The sequence below is a fragment of the Pseudomonas fluorescens group sp. PF-69 genome, assembly GCF_054481235.1.
Map to the genome: position 1 here is coordinate 4,544,484 of NZ_JBTMNC010000001.1, position 18,797 is coordinate 4,563,280.

Consider the following 18,797-nt stretch of genomic DNA (forward strand, 5'->3'; position numbering starts at 1 on the left):
CATGTCAGAACTGTCCTTCTCCAGCGTCTGCGGCTGGCTCAAATTCCGCCATCTGTTGCTGATCGACACGCTGGGGCGCACGCGCAACATGCACCTGGCGGCGCAGCAGATGAACCTCAGCCAGCCGGCCATCAGCAAGATGCTCAAGGAAATCGAAAGCCTGCTCGGCTTTGCCCTGTTCGAACGCCAGCCCCGGAGCATGCCGCCCACGGCGCTGGGCGAGCATGTGCTGCGTTACGCGCAGATCGCACTGAACGATGCCCGCTCGTTCGTCGAGCAGATCGGCAGTCTGCGCGAGGGCGGTCATGGTCACCTCAAGGTCGGCGGGATTTTTGCCGCCACGGCGGTGGCGCTGCCGGAGGCGATCCTGCAGATCAAGCAACGCTGGCCCTTGCTGTCGATTGAAGTGGTGGAGCAAACCAGTAATCACCTGATGGAAATGCTCGAAGAGAAAAAGCTCGATCTGGCGGTTGCCCGCTTCACCGATCAAAGCCAGCAGCAGCGCTATGATTTCCAGCCGCTGGCACCCGAGCCGTTCTGCATCGTGGTCAACAGCCGCCATCCATTGGCCGACGCTGGCCCGACCTCGTTGCAGCAATTGGTGGATTTGCCCTGGATTCTCTACCCGGTCGGCACGCCGATTCGCGCACGCATGGAGCTGGCCTTCGCCGAAGCCGGGGTAGGGATGCCGAAAAACACCGTCGATACCATTTCCATGCAGACCTTTCTCCAGGTCCTGCAACGCGGGGCGATGATCGGGATGCTGCCCAACGCCATGGTCAATCCGCTGCTCGACAGCGGACAGTTGAAAACCCTGGATACGCCGTTGCACCTGGTGCCACAGGACTACGGCATCCTCACGCGCAAGGGCGAGCATCTGCTCGGTGCGGCCCTGGAGTTCGCCGAGATCCTCAAGGAAAACGCCCGTCTGGCCAGCGATACGGCCCATTGAAACGGGCGGGCTCCCACGGGGATTGCCGTTGCCAAAAAAACGCGATTTTCGATAACGTTTCGTTATCGGTTAATCCAAAAATGCCATTGGGAAAGAATCGGTTCGCGACAGTAGAGTATCGACCAGCTTCCAATCAGGGTCAGGAGACTGTCATGCCCGAACTGTCCGGACACAATTTCATCGCCGGTGGCCGTAGCGCCGCCGGGTCGGTGGTGCTGCACAGCATTGATGCGACCACCGGGCAACCACTGCCCACGGCTTTCATTCAGGCTACGGTCGAGGAAGTGGACGCCGCTGCCTCGGCTGCTGCCCAGGCCAGCCCGATTTACCGCAATCTGTCCGCCGAGCGCCGGGCGCAATTCCTCGAAGCGATCGCCGCTGAACTGGATGCGCTGGGCGATGATTTCGTCGCCCTGGTCAGCCAGGAAACCGCGTTGCCAGCCGCCCGTATCCAGGGCGAACGAGCCCGTACCAGCGGTCAGATGCGTCTGTTTGCCCAGGCGTTGCGGCGCGGTGACTTCTACGGCGCCCGCATCGATCTGCCGCTTCCGGCACGCCAACCCTTGCCGCGAGTCGATCTGCGTCAATGCCGCCTGGGCATCGGCCCGGTGGCGGTGTTCGGCGCCAGTAATTTTCCCTTGGCCTTCTCCACCGCCGGTGGTGACACCGCCGCCGCGCTGGCTGCCGGCTGCCCGGTCGTGTTCAAGGCCCACAGCGGGCATATGGCGACGGCGCAACGGGTCGCCGAAGCGATCATTCGTGCCGCCGAGAAAACCGGGATGCCGGCGGGTGTGTTCAACATGATTTTCGGTGCTGGCGTCGGTGAAGCGCTGGTCAAGCATCCACAGATTCAGGCGGTCGGCTTCACCGGCTCGCTCAAGGGCGGCCGGGCGCTGTGTGACATGGCGGCTGCACGTGCGCAACCGATCCCGGTGTTCGCCGAGATGAGCAGCATCAACCCGGTGCTGGTCCTGCCCGAGGCCCTGCAAGTACGTGGCGAGCGTATCGCCAGCGAGCTGGCCGCGTCGGTGGTGATGGGCGCCGGGCAGTTCTGTACCAATCCCGGCCTGGTCATCGGCATACGCTCTGCGGCATTCACCCGCTTCGTACAGACACTCAGTGCCCTGATGGCCGATCAGCCGGCGCAAACCATGCTCAACGCCGGCGGCCTGCGCAGTTATGTGCACGGTTGCGAAACCTTGCTCGCACATCCGCAGATCACCCATCTGGCCGGGCAGGCGCAGGCAGGCAATCAAGCCCGGGCGCAATTGTTCCAGGCGGACGTCAACCTGTTGCTGACGGGCAACGAATTGCTCCAGGAAGAAATCTTCGGCCCGGCCACCGTGGTGGTCGAGGTGGCTGACCGGACTGAGTTAATGGCGGCCCTGCAAGGGTTGCGCGGGCAACTGACCGCCACCCTGATCGGTGAACCGGCGGAGCTGGAGCAATCTGCCGACCTGGTGGCCCTACTCGAACAGAAGGTCGGTCGCGTGCTGGTCAACGGGTATCCCACCGGCGTGGAAGTCTGCGATGCCATGGTTCACGGCGGCCCCTGGCCGGCGACTTCCGATGCCCGTGGCACCTCGGTGGGCACCCTGGCCATCGACCGCTTCCTGCGCCCGGTGTGCTACCAGAACTTCCCCGACGCCTTGCTCCCCGAGGCGCTCAAAAACCGCAATCCACTGGGGCTGACGCGCCTGGTCAACGGGGAGAAAACCACCCAGGCGCTGTAGCCGGCATCACCGCCGAGTGAACCGCTCACTCGGCGTAACCCATTCGATAAAAACAATCAGGCATGTCCACATGCCCAGGGGTTACCTCCATGCAAACCATATCCGAGCATTTGCCCGCGCAGGCGCAAGCCAGCGAACAAGACTTTGAAGACCGGACCTACCGCAAAGTCATCTGGCGCATCCTTCCCGTCCTGCTCCTGTGCTACATGGCCGCGTATCTGGACCGGGTCAACATCGGCTTCGCCAAGCTCGACATGCTCAACGAGCTGCAATTCAGCAACACCGTCTACGCCTTGGGCGCCAGTATGTTCTTCTGGGGCTATTTCCTGTTTGAAGTACCGAGCAACCTGTTGCTGCATCGCTTCGGCGCACGCTTCTGGATCGCCCGGATCATGTTGACCTGGGCCGTGATCTCCATGGCCGTGGCATTCACCGTGCCGCTGGCGGGCGTGTTCCACATCGAATCGAGCACGATGTTCTACGTGCTGCGCTTCCTGTTGGGCATTTGTGAAGCGGGCTTCTTCCCAGGGGTGATTCTGTACCTCAACTACTGGTTTCCGACTCACCGCCAGAGCCGCGTGATGTCCGGGTTCCTGATGGCCATGCCGATCAGCCTGACCCTGGGCGGAATACTGTCCGGTTGGTTGATGAACAGCATGCAAGGCGTGCACGGCATGTCCGGCTGGCAGTGGATGCTGATCATCGAGGGCATTCCTTCGATCATCATGGCGTTCGTCGTGATCGTCTGCCTGGCGAACAATATCGACTCCGCCAAATGGCTGTCCGCAGCGGAAAAGGCCTTGCTCAAGGCCAACCTGCAAACCGATAACCAGGGCAAGGCTTCACGCCTGAGCGAAGTGTTCTTCAATCCGCGGGTGTGGTTGCTGGTCCTGATCCTGCTGACCTTCAACACCGGCTTTTACGGCCTGGCGTTCTGGATGCCTTCGATCATCAAGAGCACCGGTATCACCAACAGCCTGCACATCGGTTTGCTGACCGCCATTCCTTACGCGGTGGCCGTGGTCGCGATGCTGCTCAATGCGCGGCACTCCAACCGTACCGGAGAGCGACGCATGCATGCGGCGATTCCGGCGTTCATCGGTGGCCTGGGGCTGATGCTCAGCGCCTATTTCGCCGACAACCTGGTGCTGTCCGTGCTGTTTCTTAGCGTATCCGCCTCGGGGATTCTCAGCCTGATGCCGATTTACTGGACCCTGCCAGGAACAGTCTTGTCCGGCGTCGCCGCAGCGGCCGGTATCGGCATGATCAACGCCTTCGGCAACCTGTCCGGCTTCACCGGTTCGATGATCACCGCCGTGGCGGAAAACCTCACCGGTAATATCAACAATGGCACTTACGTATTGGCGCTGTGCCTGTTCGTCAGCGGTGGGCTGATCCTGGCCATTCCCGCCTCGATGCTCGGCCGGTCCCCGAAAGTCGCCATCGCAACTGCCAAACTGGAAACAGCATGAACATGCAACACAAGCGGGTGCTGGTCACGGCGGCCGGGCAGGGCATCGGCATGGCCAGCGCCATCGCCTTTGCCCGGGCCGGTGCCGAGGTGTTTGCCAGTGATATCGATATCCGCGCGCTGGAAGGTGTCGAAGGCATCACCGCCCTCACGCTGGACGTGACGTCGGCGAGCGCCATCAGCCAGGCCTGTGAACGTATCGGTGGCCTGGATGTGCTGTTCAACTGCGCTGGCTACGTGCACAGCGGCAACATCCTAGAGTGCGACGAAGCGGCCTGGGCGCGTTCGATGGACATCAATGTCACCGCCATGTACCGGATGATCCGCGCGTTTCTGCCGGGCATGCTGGCGCGTGGCGGCGGCTCGATCATCAACATGTCGTCGGTGGTGTCCAGCATCAAGGGCGTACCCAACCGGTTCGCCTATGCTGCCAGCAAGGCGGCGGTGGTGGGGCTGACCAAGGCCGTCGCGGCGGACTTCATCGGCCAGGGCATTCGCTGCAACGCGATCTGCCCCGGCACCGTGGAGTCTCCGTCGTTGCGCCAGCGTATCTCGGCCCAGGCGGCACAACAGGGCGTCGACGAAACCCGGGTCTACCAGCAATTCCTCGACCGCCAGCCGATGGGGCGTATCGGTAGCCCCGAGGAAATTGCCCGATTGGCCTTGTACCTGGGCAGCGACGCGTCCAGCTACACCACCGGCGGTGTGCATGTCATCGATGGCGGCATGAGCATCTGAAACCGGTCTGTATTTTTCGATCAAGCAGGAGAACCCCATGAAACTGTTGCGTTATGGCGAAAAAGGTTCGGAGAAACCCGGCCTGCTGGATGCCGACAATCGGCTCCGCGATCTCTCGGGTCATGTGCCGGATATCGCCGGACAGGTCCTGTACCCGGACAGCCTGGCGGCGCTTGCGGCCATCGACCCGCTGAGCTTGCCCCTCGTTGAAGGGCAGCCACGGATCGGTGCCTGTGTCGGGCAGGTCGGTAAATTTATCTGCATCGGTTTGAACTACGCCGACCATGCGGCCGAGTCGAACATGGAAGTGCCGAAAGAGCCGATCATCTTCAGCAAATGGACCAGTGCCATCGGCGGCCCCAATGACAACATCGAGATCCCGCGCGGCTCGCTCAAGACCGATTGGGAAGTCGAACTCGGGGTGGTCATCGGCAAAGGCGGGCGCTACATCGACGAGGCGAACGCCATGGAGCACGTCGCCGGTTATTGCGTCATCAACGACGTGTCGGAACGAGAGTGGCAACTGGAGCGCGGCGGCACCTGGGACAAGGGCAAAGGCTTCGACACCTTCGGCCCGCTCGGCCCGTGGCTGGTGACCCGCGATGAAGTCGCCGATCCCCATGTGCTGGACCTGTGGCTGGAGGTCGACGGCCACCGCTACCAGCAAGGCAATACGCGGACATTGATCTTCACTGTGCCACAGCTGATCGCCTACCTCAGTCGTTGCATGAGCCTGCAACCCGGCGATGTGATTTCCACCGGCACGCCGCCTGGCGTGGGCCTGGGGATCAAGCCTGCCCCTGTTTTCCTGCGCCCCGGCCAGACCATTCGCCTGGGAATTACCGGCCTGGGTGAGCAGCACCAGGTCACCGTGCAGGCGGATTGATCGGGACGCTGGCCCTGGTTCCTGCACGGCCGCAGCTTTCGTGGCGTAATGGTCATGTCGTTGGCAAGCGTCCCAGTCGACCTTGCCGCCGACTGGGACGCTGCTGGTTGAGGCGGTGGCTGGCGGGCGCCGTTAATTCAGATCTTCGGCCTGATGCCGTTCAGGCACCTGGCTCGCCTCGTCCCCCCACGTCCGGTTGACACGCTGACCCCGGATGACCGCCGGCCGGTTGGCAATCTCCTCGGCCCAGCGTTGCACATGGGTGTACTCATGCGCAGACAAAAACTCGGCAGCCGAGTACACCTTGTCCCGCACCAACTGGCCGTACCAGGGCCAGACCGCGATATCGGCGATGGTATAGCGGTCACCGGCCAGGTACGGGCTTTGGGCGAGACGGCGGTCGAGGACGTCCAGCTGACGCTTGGCTTCCATGGCGAAACGGTTGATCGGGTACTCGAACTTCTCCGGCGCATAGGCGTAAAAGTGCCCGAACCCGCCGCCCAGGTAGGGTGCCGCACCCATCTGCCAGAACAGCCAGTTCAGGGTTTCGGTGCGCCCGGCGGGATCGGTGGGCAGGAAGGCGCCGAATTTTTCCGCCAGGTAAAGCAGGATCGAACCGGACTCGAAGACACGGATCGGCGGCTCGACGCTGCGGTCCAGCAGCGCCGGGATCTTCGAGTTCGGATTGATCTCGACGAAGCCGCTGGAGAACTGATCTCCCTCGCCGATGCGGATCAGCCAGGCGTCGTACTCGGCGCCGGTTTTGCCCAGCGCCAGCAGTTCCTCAAGCAGGATGGTCACCTTCACGCCATTGGGCGTGGCCAGTGAATAAAGCTGCAGGGGATGCTTGCCGATCGGCAACGCCTTGTCATGGGTCGGGCCCGCGATCGGGCGGTTGATGCTGGCGAACTGGCCGCCGGACGGGGCGTCGTTTTTCCAGACCTTGGGTGGGACGTAGGGCTTATTGCTCACGAGATGGACCCCCATAGTGTGTGCTGTGATCACGTGGTTCGTGGACTCAATACCACCCGGGTGGGGCGGTCAAGCCGATACTGCGCGCGTCCTGATAGACACGGCTGTTGTACCACGCGCGTGCGGCGGCCATGGCGGAAAAGCAGCTGAATGTCGAATAGGGACGACCCTCAGCGCGCATGATTGTCTTGATCAGACACACTGGGGGAGGCTTGATTGACGCGTCAGGCATCCAGCTCAATCACACAGGCATCATCAAAATCCGGGTTTTCATTGATGCCATTTTTTGCGTAGCCCCGGGCATTGCAAATGACGCGGGTGTTGCCTACCCGATAATCAAAGCTCCCGTGGGTGTGGCCATGCAACCAAAGCGCCGGCTGCCAGTCCTTGATCCGCTGTTCGAGGTCTGAAACAAAACTCGAATTGATCGGTGAATTCGCGAAGGCCGGGCTGATGCTCGAGCGTGTCGGCGCGAAATGGGAAACCACCACCGTGGGAAGGGCGCTGTCGCGGCTGAAGCATTCATCCAGCCAGGCGACGGTCTGCAGGAACATCAGCTGCGAGATGGCCGGTGTGAACAGGTCGGGGAAATCGGGGGAGATCTTGATGTGGCTGAAGTCGCGGATGAGCGCCGTCGCCAGGTCTACGCCCTGGGCCCGGTCCTGTGCGTCATCGAACAAACGATAGTCAGACCACAAGGTGCAGCCCAAAAACCGTACGCCGTCGTGGACATACTCCGAGCGCTCCAATACGTGAATCGCTGTGCCTTGGGACAACCGTTTCAACTGCTCGCAGGTGGAGGTCAGGTCGCTGCCATAAAACTCATGATTGCCGGCTACGTACACGATCGGAGCAGGACAGGCTTTGGCCCACTCGATGGCGGCGGCCGGCCGGGCGATGTCTCCGGCGAGCACGACAATATCGGCATCCACGACGGGAAAAGGGATCGCGTTGACGGACAAGTGGACATCGGACAGCAAAGCAATGCGCATTGATCAACTCCGTCGTGTATTGAAGGACAGCTCATCTTAGCCCTTCACCACGAATGTGGGAGCGAGACTGTTCGCGATGGCGCCTTGGCGGCCGACAGCTTTGTGGGTGGTGCCGACGTCATCGCGGGCAAGCCAGCGCCCACAGGGACCGTGAGCGACCTCGGTTTTTGAGGTCGCTGAAGCTCACATTGTGGAAGCAAGCCTGCTCGCGAAGCGGTGGTCTGTTTACTTCAAATACCAACCCCAGGGTTGCTCGCTGACGTACTCGGTGACCTGCTTGACCTCCAGATAATTGTGCAGGCCCCATTCCCCCAGCTCACGGCCGATCCCGCTGTGTTTCATGCCGCCCCACGGCGCTTCGACGAAGGTCGGTTGCGAGCAGTTGACCCAGACAATCCCGGCGCGCAACTGGTTGGCGACCCGTGCGCTGCGTTGCAGGTCGGCGCTCATCACCGCGGCGGCGAGGCCGAAGCGGCTGGCGTTGGCCATTTGCACGGCTTGCTCTTCGGTGTTGAAGCGCTTGATGCACAGCACCGGGCCGAAGACTTCTTCGCGCCAGAGAATACTGCTGTGTCCCGGTTCGTCGAAGATCGCCGGCTCGATGAAGTAACCCTCTGGCAAATGCGCCGGCCGCCGGCCTCCGGTGAGCAGGCGCGCACCGCTGGCCAGGCCCTGATCGATAAAACCGAGCACCTTGTCGTACTGGCCCTGGCTGACCAGTGGCCCCAGCAGCACGCCGGGCTCCAGGCCCGGGCCGATGGTGATCTTGCGGGTTTCTTCCACCAGTCGTTCAATCAAACGCGGGGCGATACCGTCCTGCACCAGCAGGCGCGAGGTGGCGCTGCACACCTGGCCCTGGTTCCAGAAGATCCCGAACAGAATCCACTCCACGGCGGCTTCGACATCCGCGTCGTCGAACACGATGAACGCCGACTTGCCGCCCAGCTCGAGGCTGATGTTCTTGATGTCACGGGCCGCCGCCGACATGATTTTCGCGCCGGTGGGCACGCTGCCGGTGAAGGCCAGTTTGTCCACGCCAGGGTGCTCGGTCAGCGGACTGCCAGCCTCGGCGCCGAGCCCGGTGACCACGTTGAGCACACCCGCCGGCAGGCCGATGCGGTCAGCGGCGGCGGCCAGCTCCAGCGCCGTCAATGGCGTCAGCTCGGACGGCTTCAACACCACCGTGGCGCCCGCCGCCAGGGCCGGAGCGACTTTCCAGGCGGCCATCAGCAGCGGGTAGTTCCACGGGATGATCTGCCCGGCCACGCCAATCGGTTCGTGGCGGATACGGCAGCGGAAACGGGCGTCCGGCAGGGCCAGTGGCTGGTCCTGCTGTTCGTCGAGTTCACGGGCCAGGCCGGCGTAATAGCGAAAACAGCCAATCGCATCGCCGATGTCCCACTGCGCTTCGGGCAACGGTTTGCCGTTGTCGCGCACCTCCAGTTCCGCCAACGCGGACTGGCCGTTTTCCAGTTCATCGGCCAGGGCCTCCAGCCACTGCGCGCGCTCGGCACCGCTGGTTTGGCTCCAGCCATTGTCGAAGGCGCGTCTGGCCGCGCGCACGGCGTGGTCGACGTCCTCTTCGGTGCCGGCCGCCACCCGGTGGAATACGTGTTCGGTGGCCGGGTCGACGACCTCCAGGTAGCCGCCCAGGTCCGGGCTGACCCACTCGCCGTTGATGTATAGCTGATCACGCATGGTGCGACTCCTGAACGCCAGTCTGGCGGTTTTGCAGAGAGCGGGAAGTGAATAACAGTGCCAGCGACACGCAGATGATTACCGTCGAGATCGCGTTGATCTCTGGCGTCACGCCGCGGCGGATGGAAGAGAAAATGTAGATCGGCAACGTCGTCTCGGAACCGGCGACGAAGAAGGCGATGATGAAGTCGTCGAAGCTGAAGGTGAACGCCAGCAGGAACCCGGCCATGATCGCAGGGCTGATCTGCGGCAGGGTCACCCGCCAGAAGGTTTGCATGGGCGGGGCGTACAGGTCGGCGGAGGCTTCCAGCAGCGCCTTGTCCAGCGAGTCGACACGGCTGCGAACGATCACCATGACCAGCGCCATGGTGAACAGCGAGTGCGCGGCGATCACGGTGAAGAACCCCATGTTCAACCGTGGCACGCTGGGCATCCAGCTCGCCAGCAGCGGGTTGATCAGGTCGAACAGGCTGATGAAGGCAATCAGGGTCGAGATGCCGATGACGATGCCCGGGACAATGATCGCGCAATAGGTCAGGGCATCGAACAGCAGGCGAACCTTGCGTCCGGCGCGCTGCAGACCGAACACCGCGAGGGTGCCGAACAGCGTCGCCAGCACCGCCGAACAGAAGGCAATGAAGGCGCTGTGACCGAGGGCTTCCATGATGAACGGGTTGTCGAAGGCACGGCCAAACCATTGCACCGAGCAGCACTCGAAGGCCAGGCCACTACGCCCGGCGTTGAAGCTGAACAGGATGATCAGGGCGATCGGCGCGTAGAGAAACAGGTACAGCGAAGTCGAATAGCTGCGCAGCCACATGTCACAGGCCTCCGTCGGCAGGGCGGCCGCCGTAGCGCGCCACGAGCTTCAAATACAGGCCGATGATCAGCAACATCATCGCCACCAGGGTCATCGCCAGCGCACTGCCGAAGGGCCAGTTGCGCGATTGCAGGAACAGGTCGACCAGCGCGTTGCCGACAAAGAACACCTTGCCGCCACCGAGAATGGCCGGGATCAGGAACTCGCCCATCAACAGGATAAACACCAGCATCACCCCGGTGATGATCCCCGGTGCCGAGAGGGGCAGGGTGATCCTGCGAAAGCTTTCGAAGGCACTGGCACCCAGGTCCGCCGAGGCTTCGAGCAGGCGCTTGTCGAGTTTTTCCAGGCTGACGTAGATCGGGAACACCATCAGCGGCAGGTAGCCATAGACGATGCCGATCAGCACGGCCCAGGGCGTGTTGATCAGCCGCACATCTTCCAGGCCAAGGCTGGCCAGCAGCGCCGGAATGCCCTTGCCGCTGAGGATGAAAATCCACGCGTAGGTGCGGATCAGGAAACTGGTCCAGAACGGCACGATCACCAGCGTCAGCAACAGCGAGCGGTTTTTGCTGACCTTGACGGCGAGGAAGTACGCCAGCGGGTAGGCCGCCACCAGGCACACCAGGGTGCCCAGTGGCGCCAACACCAGCGTGTTGCCGAACGCCGCCGCCCGCGAACCGAGGTTCAGGTAGTTGGCCAGCGTGAAGCCCCCGGCATACCCGCCCACGGCGCTGCGCTCGCCGAAACTGAAGACCAGGATGATCACCAGCGGCATCAGTAACAGCAGCAGGAACCACAGGGTCGAAGGCAAGAGCATCAGCAGGGTGATCCGCCGGCCGAGACTGCGCCGTGGGCGCACCTCGACTGACAGGGCACTGCCCGGCTGCACCGTTTGCGGGTGGGCGGCGGCATTCATGGGCGACTCCTCGTTGGCCATGGCAAGTGATCAGGCGGATTTGAAACGGGCCATCAGTTCGGCGCGGGCCGGGCTGGTGAGCGTCGCTGCCGCACCGAACTCCAGTGGGCTGAGGGCTTCGGCGGCCGGGTACATGATCGGATCACTGAGCATGGCCGTCGGCAGCAGGGCATCGACCCGCTTGTCACCGCTCGGGTAGCCGTGGCTCAGCACTTCGAGCTTGTTGTGCTGCGGGTCGAGCAGGTAGTTGATGAAGGCGTAGGCGGCGTCCTTGTGCTCCGAGTTTTTCGGAATGGCGAAGAAGTCGCTCCACAGCTCGCCGCCTTCCTTGCCCAGCTCGAACTGCATCTGCGCGTTGTCGCGATGCAGCTGCGAGGCGTCACCGGTCCACGACATGGCCAGCCAGGCGTCGCCACTGCGCATCGACGGCTGGATGTCGGAGTTGATGGCGAACAGGTGTGGCTTGACTTCGATCAGCAGTTTTTCGGCATCGGCCAGTTCTTTCGGGTCCAGGGAGTTGAAGCTGTAGCCGAAGCTTTTCAGGGCGTTGCCGATGGCGGTGAGTTGATAGTCGTGGACCATGGTGCGGCCACTGGCAGGCCCCTGGGCGGCGGCCCAGAATTCTTTCCAGCTGGTCGGGCCGTTCTTCAGCTTGCCGGTGTCGTAGAGCATGCCGGTGGTGCCCCAGTTCTTCGGCACCGCGTAGACCTTGCCGTCGACCGTGCCCTGGGCCATGAACTTCTGCTGGAACGCCGAGGCATCGAAATTGGGAATGCGCGACAGGTCCAGGGGCTCGATCAAGCCCAGGCCGACGTAGGTGCTGATGGTGTAGTTGGTCGGCACCAGCACGTCCCAGCCACTGCCGCCGGCCTGCAACTTGGCGAGCATTTCTTCGTTGGAGCCGAACACGCTCATCGATACCCGCGCACCTGTGGTCTTGGCGAACGCGTCGAGGTTTTCCTGACTGTGGTAGTTCGGCCAGGTCGCCAGCGACAGGCGATCCCCCAGTTTGCCCTGCTCGGCGGCCTCGGCCGTTGAGGTCAGCAGGCCGGGCATATGGGTGGCGACCACCGCCGCGGCGATTCCGAGGCCGGTGCGGCCAAGAAAGTCGCGGCGACTGATCGAGCCGTTCTGCCAGCTGCGCAGGGTTTTGATAAAGGTTTTCTGGTCCATAGCACGCTCCCCATCCGGTTGATGAAACGAATCGACGACTTACAACGCCATGGCCAGGCCATTGGCGTGATCCCAGCCGACGCGTACAGCCGCGCCGTGTTCGAATGCATTGGCGCCGTGGTCCTGCTGGCGCGGCACGCGCACGCAGACCACGCCGAAGGCCTGGGTGCGCACGCGGTATTCGGTGGTGTTGCCCAGGTAAATGCGGTCCTCGACGCAGCCTTGCAGGGTCACCTCCCGCGCCATGTCGGCGCTGGCACCGGCAATGCTGATCAGTTCAGGGCGCACGGCGATGCAGCCGTCGGCGTTCGCGCTCAGGGCCTTGCCGGTGGGCGTCAGCGGGCTGGTCAGTTCCAGTCCCTGCTCGGTGCGCAGGACCACCGAGCTGCCATTCAGATGGCGGACGGTGCCGTTGAACAGGTTGGACTCACCGATAAAGTCGGCCACGTAGCGGCTGGCCGGAGCTTCGTACAGTTGTTCCGGGGTGGCGGTCTGGATGATCGAGCCGTTGTGCATCACGCTGATGCTGTCGCTCATGGACAGCGCTTCTTCCTGGTCGTGAGTGACCAGCACGAAGGTGATGCCGACCTCACGTTGCAAGCGCAGCAATTCCGACTGCATCTCCTTGCGCAACTTGCGGTCCAGTGCCGCCAGCGGTTCATCGAGCAGCAGCACGGTGGGCTTGTTGACCAGTGCCCGGGCCAGGGCCACGCGCTGTTGTTGGCCGCCGGAAAGCTCACTCGGTTTGCGCTGGCCGAAGCCGCTGAGGCGCACCATTTCCAGGGCTTCATCGGCCATGCGCAGCTGTTGTTTTTTGTCTGGGCGCGGGGTGCGATAGCGCAGGCCATAGGCGATGTTCTGTGCCACGGTCAGGTGCGGGAACAGCGCGTAATGCTGGAACACCATGTTCACCGGCCGCTCGAAAGCCGGAACGCCGGCAACGTTCCTGCCTGCCAGGCGCACTTCACCGCTGGTGGGCTGTTCGAACCCGGCGATCATGCGCAGGGTGGTGGTTTTGCCACAGCCCGAGCCGCCGAGGAAAGAATGGAACGAACCGCGCCGCACGGCGAAATTCAAACCATTGACGGCCTGCACCTGGCCATAGCGTTTGACCACGTTGCAGAATTCGATATCGCTTGGCGGGTTGTCGTTCACGAGGCGGGCTCCCTTGCAGTGATGAATCAGTGCGTCGGGGGCCAAACTAACAATGAGGGTTTTGCGGCGTATATATCCCTTGGGGGGTAGGAGAGGGTATGCGGAGCCTGGGCGAGGCTATAAAAGGGCATGTAGGAGCGAGCCTGCTCGCGATGGTCGTGAACGATGGCGCGTGCTTGCAGGCTAAGCGCGGTGCCCTTGGGTCCATCGCGAGCAGGCTCGCTCCTACAGGTATTGCATTGGCGTTGTATCCCGGGATGCTGTGAAGAACCAAAAAAAGGACTGGGGTTCGCGGAGCAATCCGGCTGTGTCTGTTGAGAGATGAGAGGGTGCTTGCTCAATCCGGTAGCACGGCATCAGGCCTGGCGCTGCTTCTGTAGGGCGTGTTGCAGGTGAACGTTATTGGATTGGATAGTATTGCCATTTGGCACTATAGTTTATGCCAGATGTCAGAGTGACGGAGGCTGCCATGAGCGCCAAGAAAAAAGATGATGCAGCCAATGAGGTGGTCAAAGATGCCGGCGGCTTCACGAGTGTTCAACCGGGCCAGCTTGAAGCGGCCGCAAAAATCACGGGTCGAAAGAAACCTGCGGTGACCACTGCTGCGACAGATCACCCGCCACGCATGGTCGCGATCTTGCTCTCCGGGAATGTGGGGGATGATCGTATGGAGATTTACCGAGCCGTAAGAAACGGTTTTCCCTTGCAGTCAGTGCTCAACATGATCGAAAACAGCGAGGTGTATAAGCAACGCGGCGTGCTGTCGAAAATCGTTGGCGCTTCTGATCGCACGCTGGCGCGGCGGCTGAAAACGCCCAATGAAATCTTGACCTCGGAGCAAAGCACGCGCGCGCTCAACTATGCCGAAGTCTTGGAAAAAGCCACGGAGGTGCTGGGCTCGCGCGAGCTGGCCGAGCAATGGATGGTCAAACCTGCCCGTGGCCTGGACGGTGAAATACCCATCGATTTGATTTCCAACTCGGTGGGCTATGAGTTGGTGACTGATTTTCTGACGCGCATCGAATATGGGGTCTATTGATGGCTAAAGATCCCTTTAGCAGTGAGATTCACTTCTGGCGCCTCGACCCTGCCGAGTATGCCCCCACATGGCATTTGGGCGTGGGGGCAGAAAAGGTGGGTGGACGCTGGAACCCTAAAGGCATGGCCACGGTTTATGCCAGCCTGGATGCCTCTACGGCCATTCTCGAGGTGGCGGTGCACAAGGATTTCGACGCGTTGGATTGCAAACCTCATCGCCTGACGCAGGCCCGTGTGCTGGACCCGTCCAGGATTCACGTGGTACGGCCCGAAACCATCGCGAACCCCAATTGGTTGGTCCCTGGCACCCCAAGCCGCAGCCAGCAACAGTTCGGTGCCGATCTGCTGCGCCAGCATCCGTTTGTTTTGGTGCCATCGAGCGTGTCGCCGCATAGCTGGAATTTGCTGATGAACCCGCAAATGGCCATTGGTTTGTACGAGCAGGTGCTGCAAGAGCCTTTTGGTCTGGATGGCCGGCTTAACAAGCCTCAAGCCTGAAGCGCATCATCCCCTCAAGTACCCATCCAGCGATTGAATGAACGGATACGTGCTGCTGACAAGCACTGCGCAAGCTAACAACCCACGGCGCGACCTCGATCCCCTTGCAGCCTGTCGCCTGAAGCTTGCAGCTGATTTTCAGTGAGGTCGCGGATAAATAGTCCGAGCAATTCCGACTGGCTGCCGATGCCGAGCTTGGCGTAGAGGTTCTTGCGGTGGATTTTCACCGTGCCCGGACTGATGTTCAGTTGTTCGGCGGCCGAGGCGCTGGAGTGACCGCGCAACAGCAGCTGCACAATCTCCTGCTCGCGCCCGGTGAGAATGTGCGCGCCGAACTGATCGAAGGCTTCGCGGATCTTGAAGTCCAGATCCTGCGCGGGGCGCGGTTGCTGGGCCTGACGCAAGCGCCAGGCTTCATTGATGACCTGCTCGACCACCGCTTGCGCGCACTCGATCAACTGCATTTCGTCACGGCTGAACGCGCAACTGGCCGAGGAACGCATCAGCGACAGCACGGCCGTGGCACCGGTGCCGAGGTCGACGAAAAACGCCACTTCTTCTGCCAGACCGGTTTGCTGGTAATACGTCAGGTAGTACTCACCGAGGTAGAAGTGGTCCGGCGCAAACTGGCGCAATCGCCACAATCCGGGCGCCTGCCCGCGCGTACAGGCCAGGTAGAACGGATCGAGCAAATACGGTCCGCATTGATAGTCATCGACATACACCGCGCGCTTGTCCGCCGAGAAGGTGTCGAACAACGCCAGGGGGCGGTGATTGCCTTCGTAGACGAACAGGACGAAATGATCGACCGGGCATACTTGCCGCAACCAGTGGCTAAGGCCCGACAGCCGTGCATGCCCGGCGGGCAGGTCGAGCAGGTGGGCGACACCGGTGGTCCAGAGTTTCAGTTCCTTGGGGCGCATGGTGACTTCAAGCAAGGGAGGATCGCCATCAGATGCACAAAGTACGCCATGCCTGCCTTGGCCGTGCGGGGCAGGGCGGTGTGATCGAAATGCTTGAAAAAGATGCACTGCAACGGGGCCGGGTGTTACCGAGTGCTACAGCTTTGGTAGCAGAAGTGATTGGCGCCGACACCGGCTGCGGTTGGTTTCAGTAGATTGTCGGAATCAACCGCCAGCTCCGGGCGCAATAAGCCTCGTAGTCAGCGCCAAACTGCGCCCGCAACAGCGCCTCCTCGGAATGAATCCGCGCAATCAGCGGGATCACCGTCAGCGCGGCCAGCAACAGGCCGACTGCCGAGCGGAACGCCAGCGCCCAGCCTGTGGCGATGATCAGCATCCCCAGATAACTGGGGTTACGCAGGCGGCGATAAATTCCGTCGGTGACCAGGCTGTGCCCCGGTTGAATCGCCACCAGCCCGCTGAAGCGCTTGCCCAGCACGAACACTGGCCAGATTCGCAGGGCGCCGCCCAGGATGTACAGCACTGCCCCGAGCCAACGCACACCCTCGCCGCCGAACGTCCAGAAGTCGACCCGGTCGGTGTAGGCCGGTAGAAATCCGCTCAGTAACCCAATGATGCCAAAGGCCGGCAGCACCCAGCGATTGGCCCGGTCTTCACGTTCGCCGGAACTGAGGTTGACCTCGGTGAACAGCGAAGCGACGACCATCGCCAGGGTGGCAAGCGCCACCACGACCAGCGCGCCATGGGAGAAAAAGGCGGCGAATCCGCCCAGCCCCCAAATCGCCAGCCAGAGGTAGGCGAGGGTGGACACGAAGGCGACAACAGCCAGTTTTACGGAAATTTTCATGATGCCTCCATCAGTGGGCACACCCTTGGCGAAACCGGCGCCGAGGTGATTGTCCACGGCAAGGTCTGGGACGAAGCCAACCAACGGGCCATTGAGCTGGCGCAGGGTGCGGACACCGAATATGTCCCGGCTTTCGATCACCCGGTGCTGGGGCAAGGGCACAGCGCGATGGTCGATGAAATCCTCGAAGACGGCCCGCAAGTCGATGCATTGGTCACGTCGGTGGGCGGCGGTGGTTTGCTTGTGTACCTGGATCATCCGGCGATTGCCCAGGCCCATGACGGGGTGATTGTGGTCTGTGGCGGTGTCAGCATCACCCCGGCCCTGGTGGCCGGGTGGGCGCGGCATGCTTGAAGCAAAGCCTGTGAAGCAAGGCAGGGCTGGAAACGCTGTCCAGGTTTCACAAGCCCCACCGCTGAGGTTGGCCGTCGTTATTGACCGGCTGGAACGCCTTCCTGGACGAGAATGGCGCGAGCCAGGTTTTCGTCGCTTGCGTTGTTGAGGTCGGGGTGCTCCTGCCGGAGCTGTTTGAGAACCGATTCCAGGTAAGCGCCGCGAATCGTACCGCCACTGGCCACGAAGCTGGAGGCGTCATCACGGGCGGGAATCATGAGTTTGTGGTCCTTGAATGTCGAGTACAGCGATGCGGAAACCCCGGCTGAGGTGGCGACATCGCCTGCGTCCACCTTGGCCATTGCAGAGCCGAAGGGTAAACACAGCAACAGAGAAGAAACGATAATCAGACGGCGCATGACGGTGTCCTCTGAAAGCGTGAAGCAAAAAGGAAGTACCTCATCATTTAGGATGCACCACAGCCGTCAGGAGTTCCCTGTCGATACGCCATCAATCCCGAGCCTTGAACGTTTGGCTTGCCGGGCGAACGCGGGCTTACCGCGAAAACCGGCTGCGATATTCCCGCGGCGACACCCCCAGGTTGCGCTGGAAAGTGAGACGCATGCGCTCTTCATCGCCAAAGCCGCACAACCGGGAAATTTGATCGATGTTGCGCTCGGACTCTTCCAGCAAGCGCCGTGCGGCTTCCACTCGCAGCACTTCCACGGCCTTGGCCGGGGTACGGCCGGTTTTGAGCTTGTAGACCCGGGCGAAATTGCGCGGGCTCATTTGCACCCGTTGCGCGAGTGTCTCGACCGTGAGGTTTTCGCCCGCGAGATTCTGCGTGATCCACAGGTGCAGGTCGTCGAAAGCGGCGCCTTCGAGGGTTTGCGATTGCAGTAATTGGCTGTATTGGGCCTGGCCACCGGGACGCTTGAGAAACACCACCATTTCCCGCGCGACCAGCAATGCCACGTCGCGTCCGCAATCCTCTTCCACGAGGGCCAGTGCCAGGTCGATCCCGGCGCTGACGCCGGCGGATGTCCAGACCGAGCCGTGTTTGACGAAGATCGCATCGCTGTCGACTTCGATTGACGGGTAGCGCTCCTTGAGCACGTCGCACATCTTCCAGTGGGTGGCGGCGCGTCGGCTTTCCAGCAATCCGGCCTCTGCCAGCAGGAACGTTCCGCTGCACACCGAAGCCGTGCGTTTGGCGTCGGGCGATGCCTCCTTCAGCCAGGCGACCAGGTCCAGGGATTTGCTCATTGCCAGCAGAATATCCGGGGCGCCGGGGGCGATCAGGGTGTCGATCGGGTGATCGGCGAAATCACGCAATGGCAGGGTGTCGACGACCAGCCCTTCCGCTGTCTGTATCAAGCCGCCGGCCAGGCTCGCGGTGTGCAGGGTGTAACCGGGCAGGCCGCGATTCTCCATGTACCGCGATGCGGCCCAGAACACCGTTTGTGCCCCGGTCAAATCCAACAGGCCCATTTGCGGATAGGCAAGGAAAACAATGAGGCGCGCTTGTTCGCGGGCAAGGTCGGGATGAGTGTTCGGGACTTCGTTCATGAGCTTCTGATTTGGCGAGTGGGAATAATGATAATTCGCAAACGATATAAGCGTTATCGCCTCTCATCGGCTGTCTGGAT

The 18,797-nt window shown here is 61.9% G+C and carries 19 protein-coding genes and 1 pseudogene; 9 read left to right on the forward strand and 11 right to left on the reverse strand.

All coding sequences use genetic code 11. The features are described 5' to 3' along the window. Position 1 precedes the first annotated feature (1 nt). From ACX3YF_RS21420 to ACX3YF_RS21440, 5 genes are all read left to right on the forward strand, one after another. The gene (locus ACX3YF_RS21420; protein ID WP_458974219.1) at positions 2-952 is read left to right on the forward strand and encodes a LysR family transcriptional regulator; all 951 of its coding nucleotides are present in this window, start codon (positions 2-4) and stop codon (positions 950-952) included. A 152-nt stretch (positions 953-1,104) separates the two neighbouring features. Further along, positions 1,105-2,685: an aldehyde dehydrogenase (NADP(+)) gene (locus ACX3YF_RS21425; protein ID WP_458974220.1), complete on the forward strand. Its 1,581-nt coding sequence runs from the start codon at positions 1,105-1,107 to the stop codon at positions 2,683-2,685. Positions 2,686-2,774: 89 nt separating this feature from the next. Continuing rightward, on the forward strand, positions 2,775-4,157 hold the full coding sequence (locus ACX3YF_RS21430; protein ID WP_198132304.1) for an MFS transporter: 1,383 nt from the start codon (positions 2,775-2,777) through the stop codon (positions 4,155-4,157). Further along, entirely contained in the window at positions 4,154-4,894 is a 741-nt protein-coding gene (locus ACX3YF_RS21435; RefSeq protein ID WP_130207245.1) for an SDR family oxidoreductase, read from the forward strand. Before ACX3YF_RS21430 ends, ACX3YF_RS21435 begins: the two co-directional genes overlap by 4 nt. 37 nt (positions 4,895-4,931) lie before the next feature. Continuing rightward, positions 4,932-5,780: an ureidoglycolate lyase gene (locus ACX3YF_RS21440; protein ID WP_090462517.1), complete on the forward strand. Its 849-nt coding sequence runs from the start codon at positions 4,932-4,934 to the stop codon at positions 5,778-5,780. Positions 5,781-5,912: 132 nt separating this feature from the next. On the opposite strand, the gene yghU is transcribed toward ACX3YF_RS21440, so the two are convergent. The 7 genes from yghU to ACX3YF_RS21475 all read right to left on the reverse strand — a co-directional run bounded on the left by yghU (position 5,913) and on the right by ACX3YF_RS21475 (position 13,509). After that, positions 5,913-6,752 (reverse strand): glutathione-dependent disulfide-bond oxidoreductase, encoded by an 840-nt coding sequence (gene yghU, locus ACX3YF_RS21445; RefSeq protein WP_198132302.1) that lies wholly within the window; start codon positions 6,750-6,752, stop codon positions 5,913-5,915. 224 nt (positions 6,753-6,976) lie between these two features. Beyond that, positions 6,977-7,744 (reverse strand): metallophosphoesterase, encoded by a 768-nt coding sequence (locus ACX3YF_RS21450; RefSeq protein WP_198132301.1) that lies wholly within the window; start codon positions 7,742-7,744, stop codon positions 6,977-6,979. A 225-nt stretch (positions 7,745-7,969) separates the two neighbouring features. Continuing rightward, positions 7,970-9,442, reverse strand: coding sequence for an aldehyde dehydrogenase family protein (locus tag ACX3YF_RS21455; protein ID WP_458974221.1), 1,473 nt, complete (start codon positions 9,440-9,442; stop codon positions 7,970-7,972). Further along, positions 9,435-10,262: an ABC transporter permease gene (locus tag ACX3YF_RS21460; protein WP_130207255.1), complete on the reverse strand. Its 828-nt coding sequence runs from the start codon at positions 10,260-10,262 to the stop codon at positions 9,435-9,437. The genes ACX3YF_RS21455 and ACX3YF_RS21460 overlap by 8 nt, the downstream gene beginning before the upstream one ends. A gap of 1 nt (position 10,263) precedes the next feature. After that, complete coding sequence (locus ACX3YF_RS21465) at positions 10,264-11,181, reverse strand: ABC transporter permease (protein ID WP_090462509.1); 918 nt, start codon at positions 11,179-11,181, stop codon at positions 10,264-10,266. A gap of 30 nt (positions 11,182-11,211) precedes the next feature. Further along, positions 11,212-12,354 carry an ABC transporter substrate-binding protein gene (locus tag ACX3YF_RS21470; protein WP_047530069.1) on the reverse strand — a complete coding sequence of 381 codons (1,143 nt, stop codon included), beginning with the start codon at positions 12,352-12,354 and terminating at the stop codon, positions 11,212-11,214. Positions 12,355-12,393: 39 nt separating this feature from the next. Beyond that, positions 12,394-13,509, reverse strand: coding sequence for an ABC transporter ATP-binding protein (locus ACX3YF_RS21475; protein WP_458974222.1), 1,116 nt, complete (start codon positions 13,507-13,509; stop codon positions 12,394-12,396). A 469-nt stretch (positions 13,510-13,978) separates the two neighbouring features. Between ACX3YF_RS21475 and parS the strand changes: the two genes are divergently transcribed. Both parS and ACX3YF_RS21485 read left to right on the forward strand, forming a co-directional pair. Next, a complete protein-coding gene (gene parS / locus ACX3YF_RS21480) occupies positions 13,979-14,548 on the forward strand; it encodes a type II RES/Xre toxin-antitoxin system antitoxin (protein WP_458974223.1) in 570 nt (189 codons plus the stop codon). Next, positions 14,548-15,045, forward strand: coding sequence for an RES family NAD+ phosphorylase (locus ACX3YF_RS21485; RefSeq protein ID WP_103404423.1), 498 nt, complete (start codon positions 14,548-14,550; stop codon positions 15,043-15,045). The genes parS and ACX3YF_RS21485 overlap by 1 nt, the downstream gene beginning before the upstream one ends. Before the next feature lie 74 nt (positions 15,046-15,119). On the opposite strand, the gene ACX3YF_RS21490 is transcribed toward ACX3YF_RS21485, so the two are convergent. After that, the gene (locus ACX3YF_RS21490) at positions 15,120-15,968 is read right to left on the reverse strand and encodes a response regulator transcription factor (protein WP_448647716.1); all 849 of its coding nucleotides are present in this window, start codon (positions 15,966-15,968) and stop codon (positions 15,120-15,122) included. A 32-nt stretch (positions 15,969-16,000) separates the two neighbouring features. Between ACX3YF_RS21490 and ACX3YF_RS21495 the strand changes: the two genes are divergently transcribed. Next, positions 16,001-16,162, forward strand: a complete 162-nt coding sequence (locus tag ACX3YF_RS21495) for a hypothetical protein (protein ID WP_189340321.1) — start codon at positions 16,001-16,003, stop codon at positions 16,160-16,162. Here the strand turns inward: ACX3YF_RS21495 and ACX3YF_RS21500 are convergent. After that, positions 16,156-16,815, reverse strand: a complete 660-nt coding sequence (locus tag ACX3YF_RS21500) for a methyltransferase family protein (RefSeq protein ID WP_198132295.1) — start codon at positions 16,813-16,815, stop codon at positions 16,156-16,158. The two genes, ACX3YF_RS21495 and ACX3YF_RS21500, sit on opposite strands and share 7 nt — an antisense overlap. Positions 16,816-16,845: 30 nt before the next feature. Here ACX3YF_RS21500 and ACX3YF_RS21505 point away from each other — a divergent pair. Further along, positions 16,846-17,169 (forward strand): annotated as a pseudogene (locus ACX3YF_RS21505) (pyridoxal-phosphate dependent enzyme); the annotation flags it as partial. 77 nt (positions 17,170-17,246) lie between these two features. Here ACX3YF_RS21505 and ACX3YF_RS21510 read toward each other — a convergent pair. After that, on the reverse strand, positions 17,247-17,567 hold the full coding sequence (locus ACX3YF_RS21510) for a DUF2388 domain-containing protein (RefSeq protein ID WP_458974224.1): 321 nt from the start codon (positions 17,565-17,567) through the stop codon (positions 17,247-17,249). A 136-nt stretch (positions 17,568-17,703) separates the two neighbouring features. Then, positions 17,704-18,717 (reverse strand): GlxA family transcriptional regulator, encoded by a 1,014-nt coding sequence (locus tag ACX3YF_RS21515; RefSeq protein ID WP_130205439.1) that lies wholly within the window; start codon positions 18,715-18,717, stop codon positions 17,704-17,706. Between the last annotated feature and the right edge of the window lie 80 nt (positions 18,718-18,797).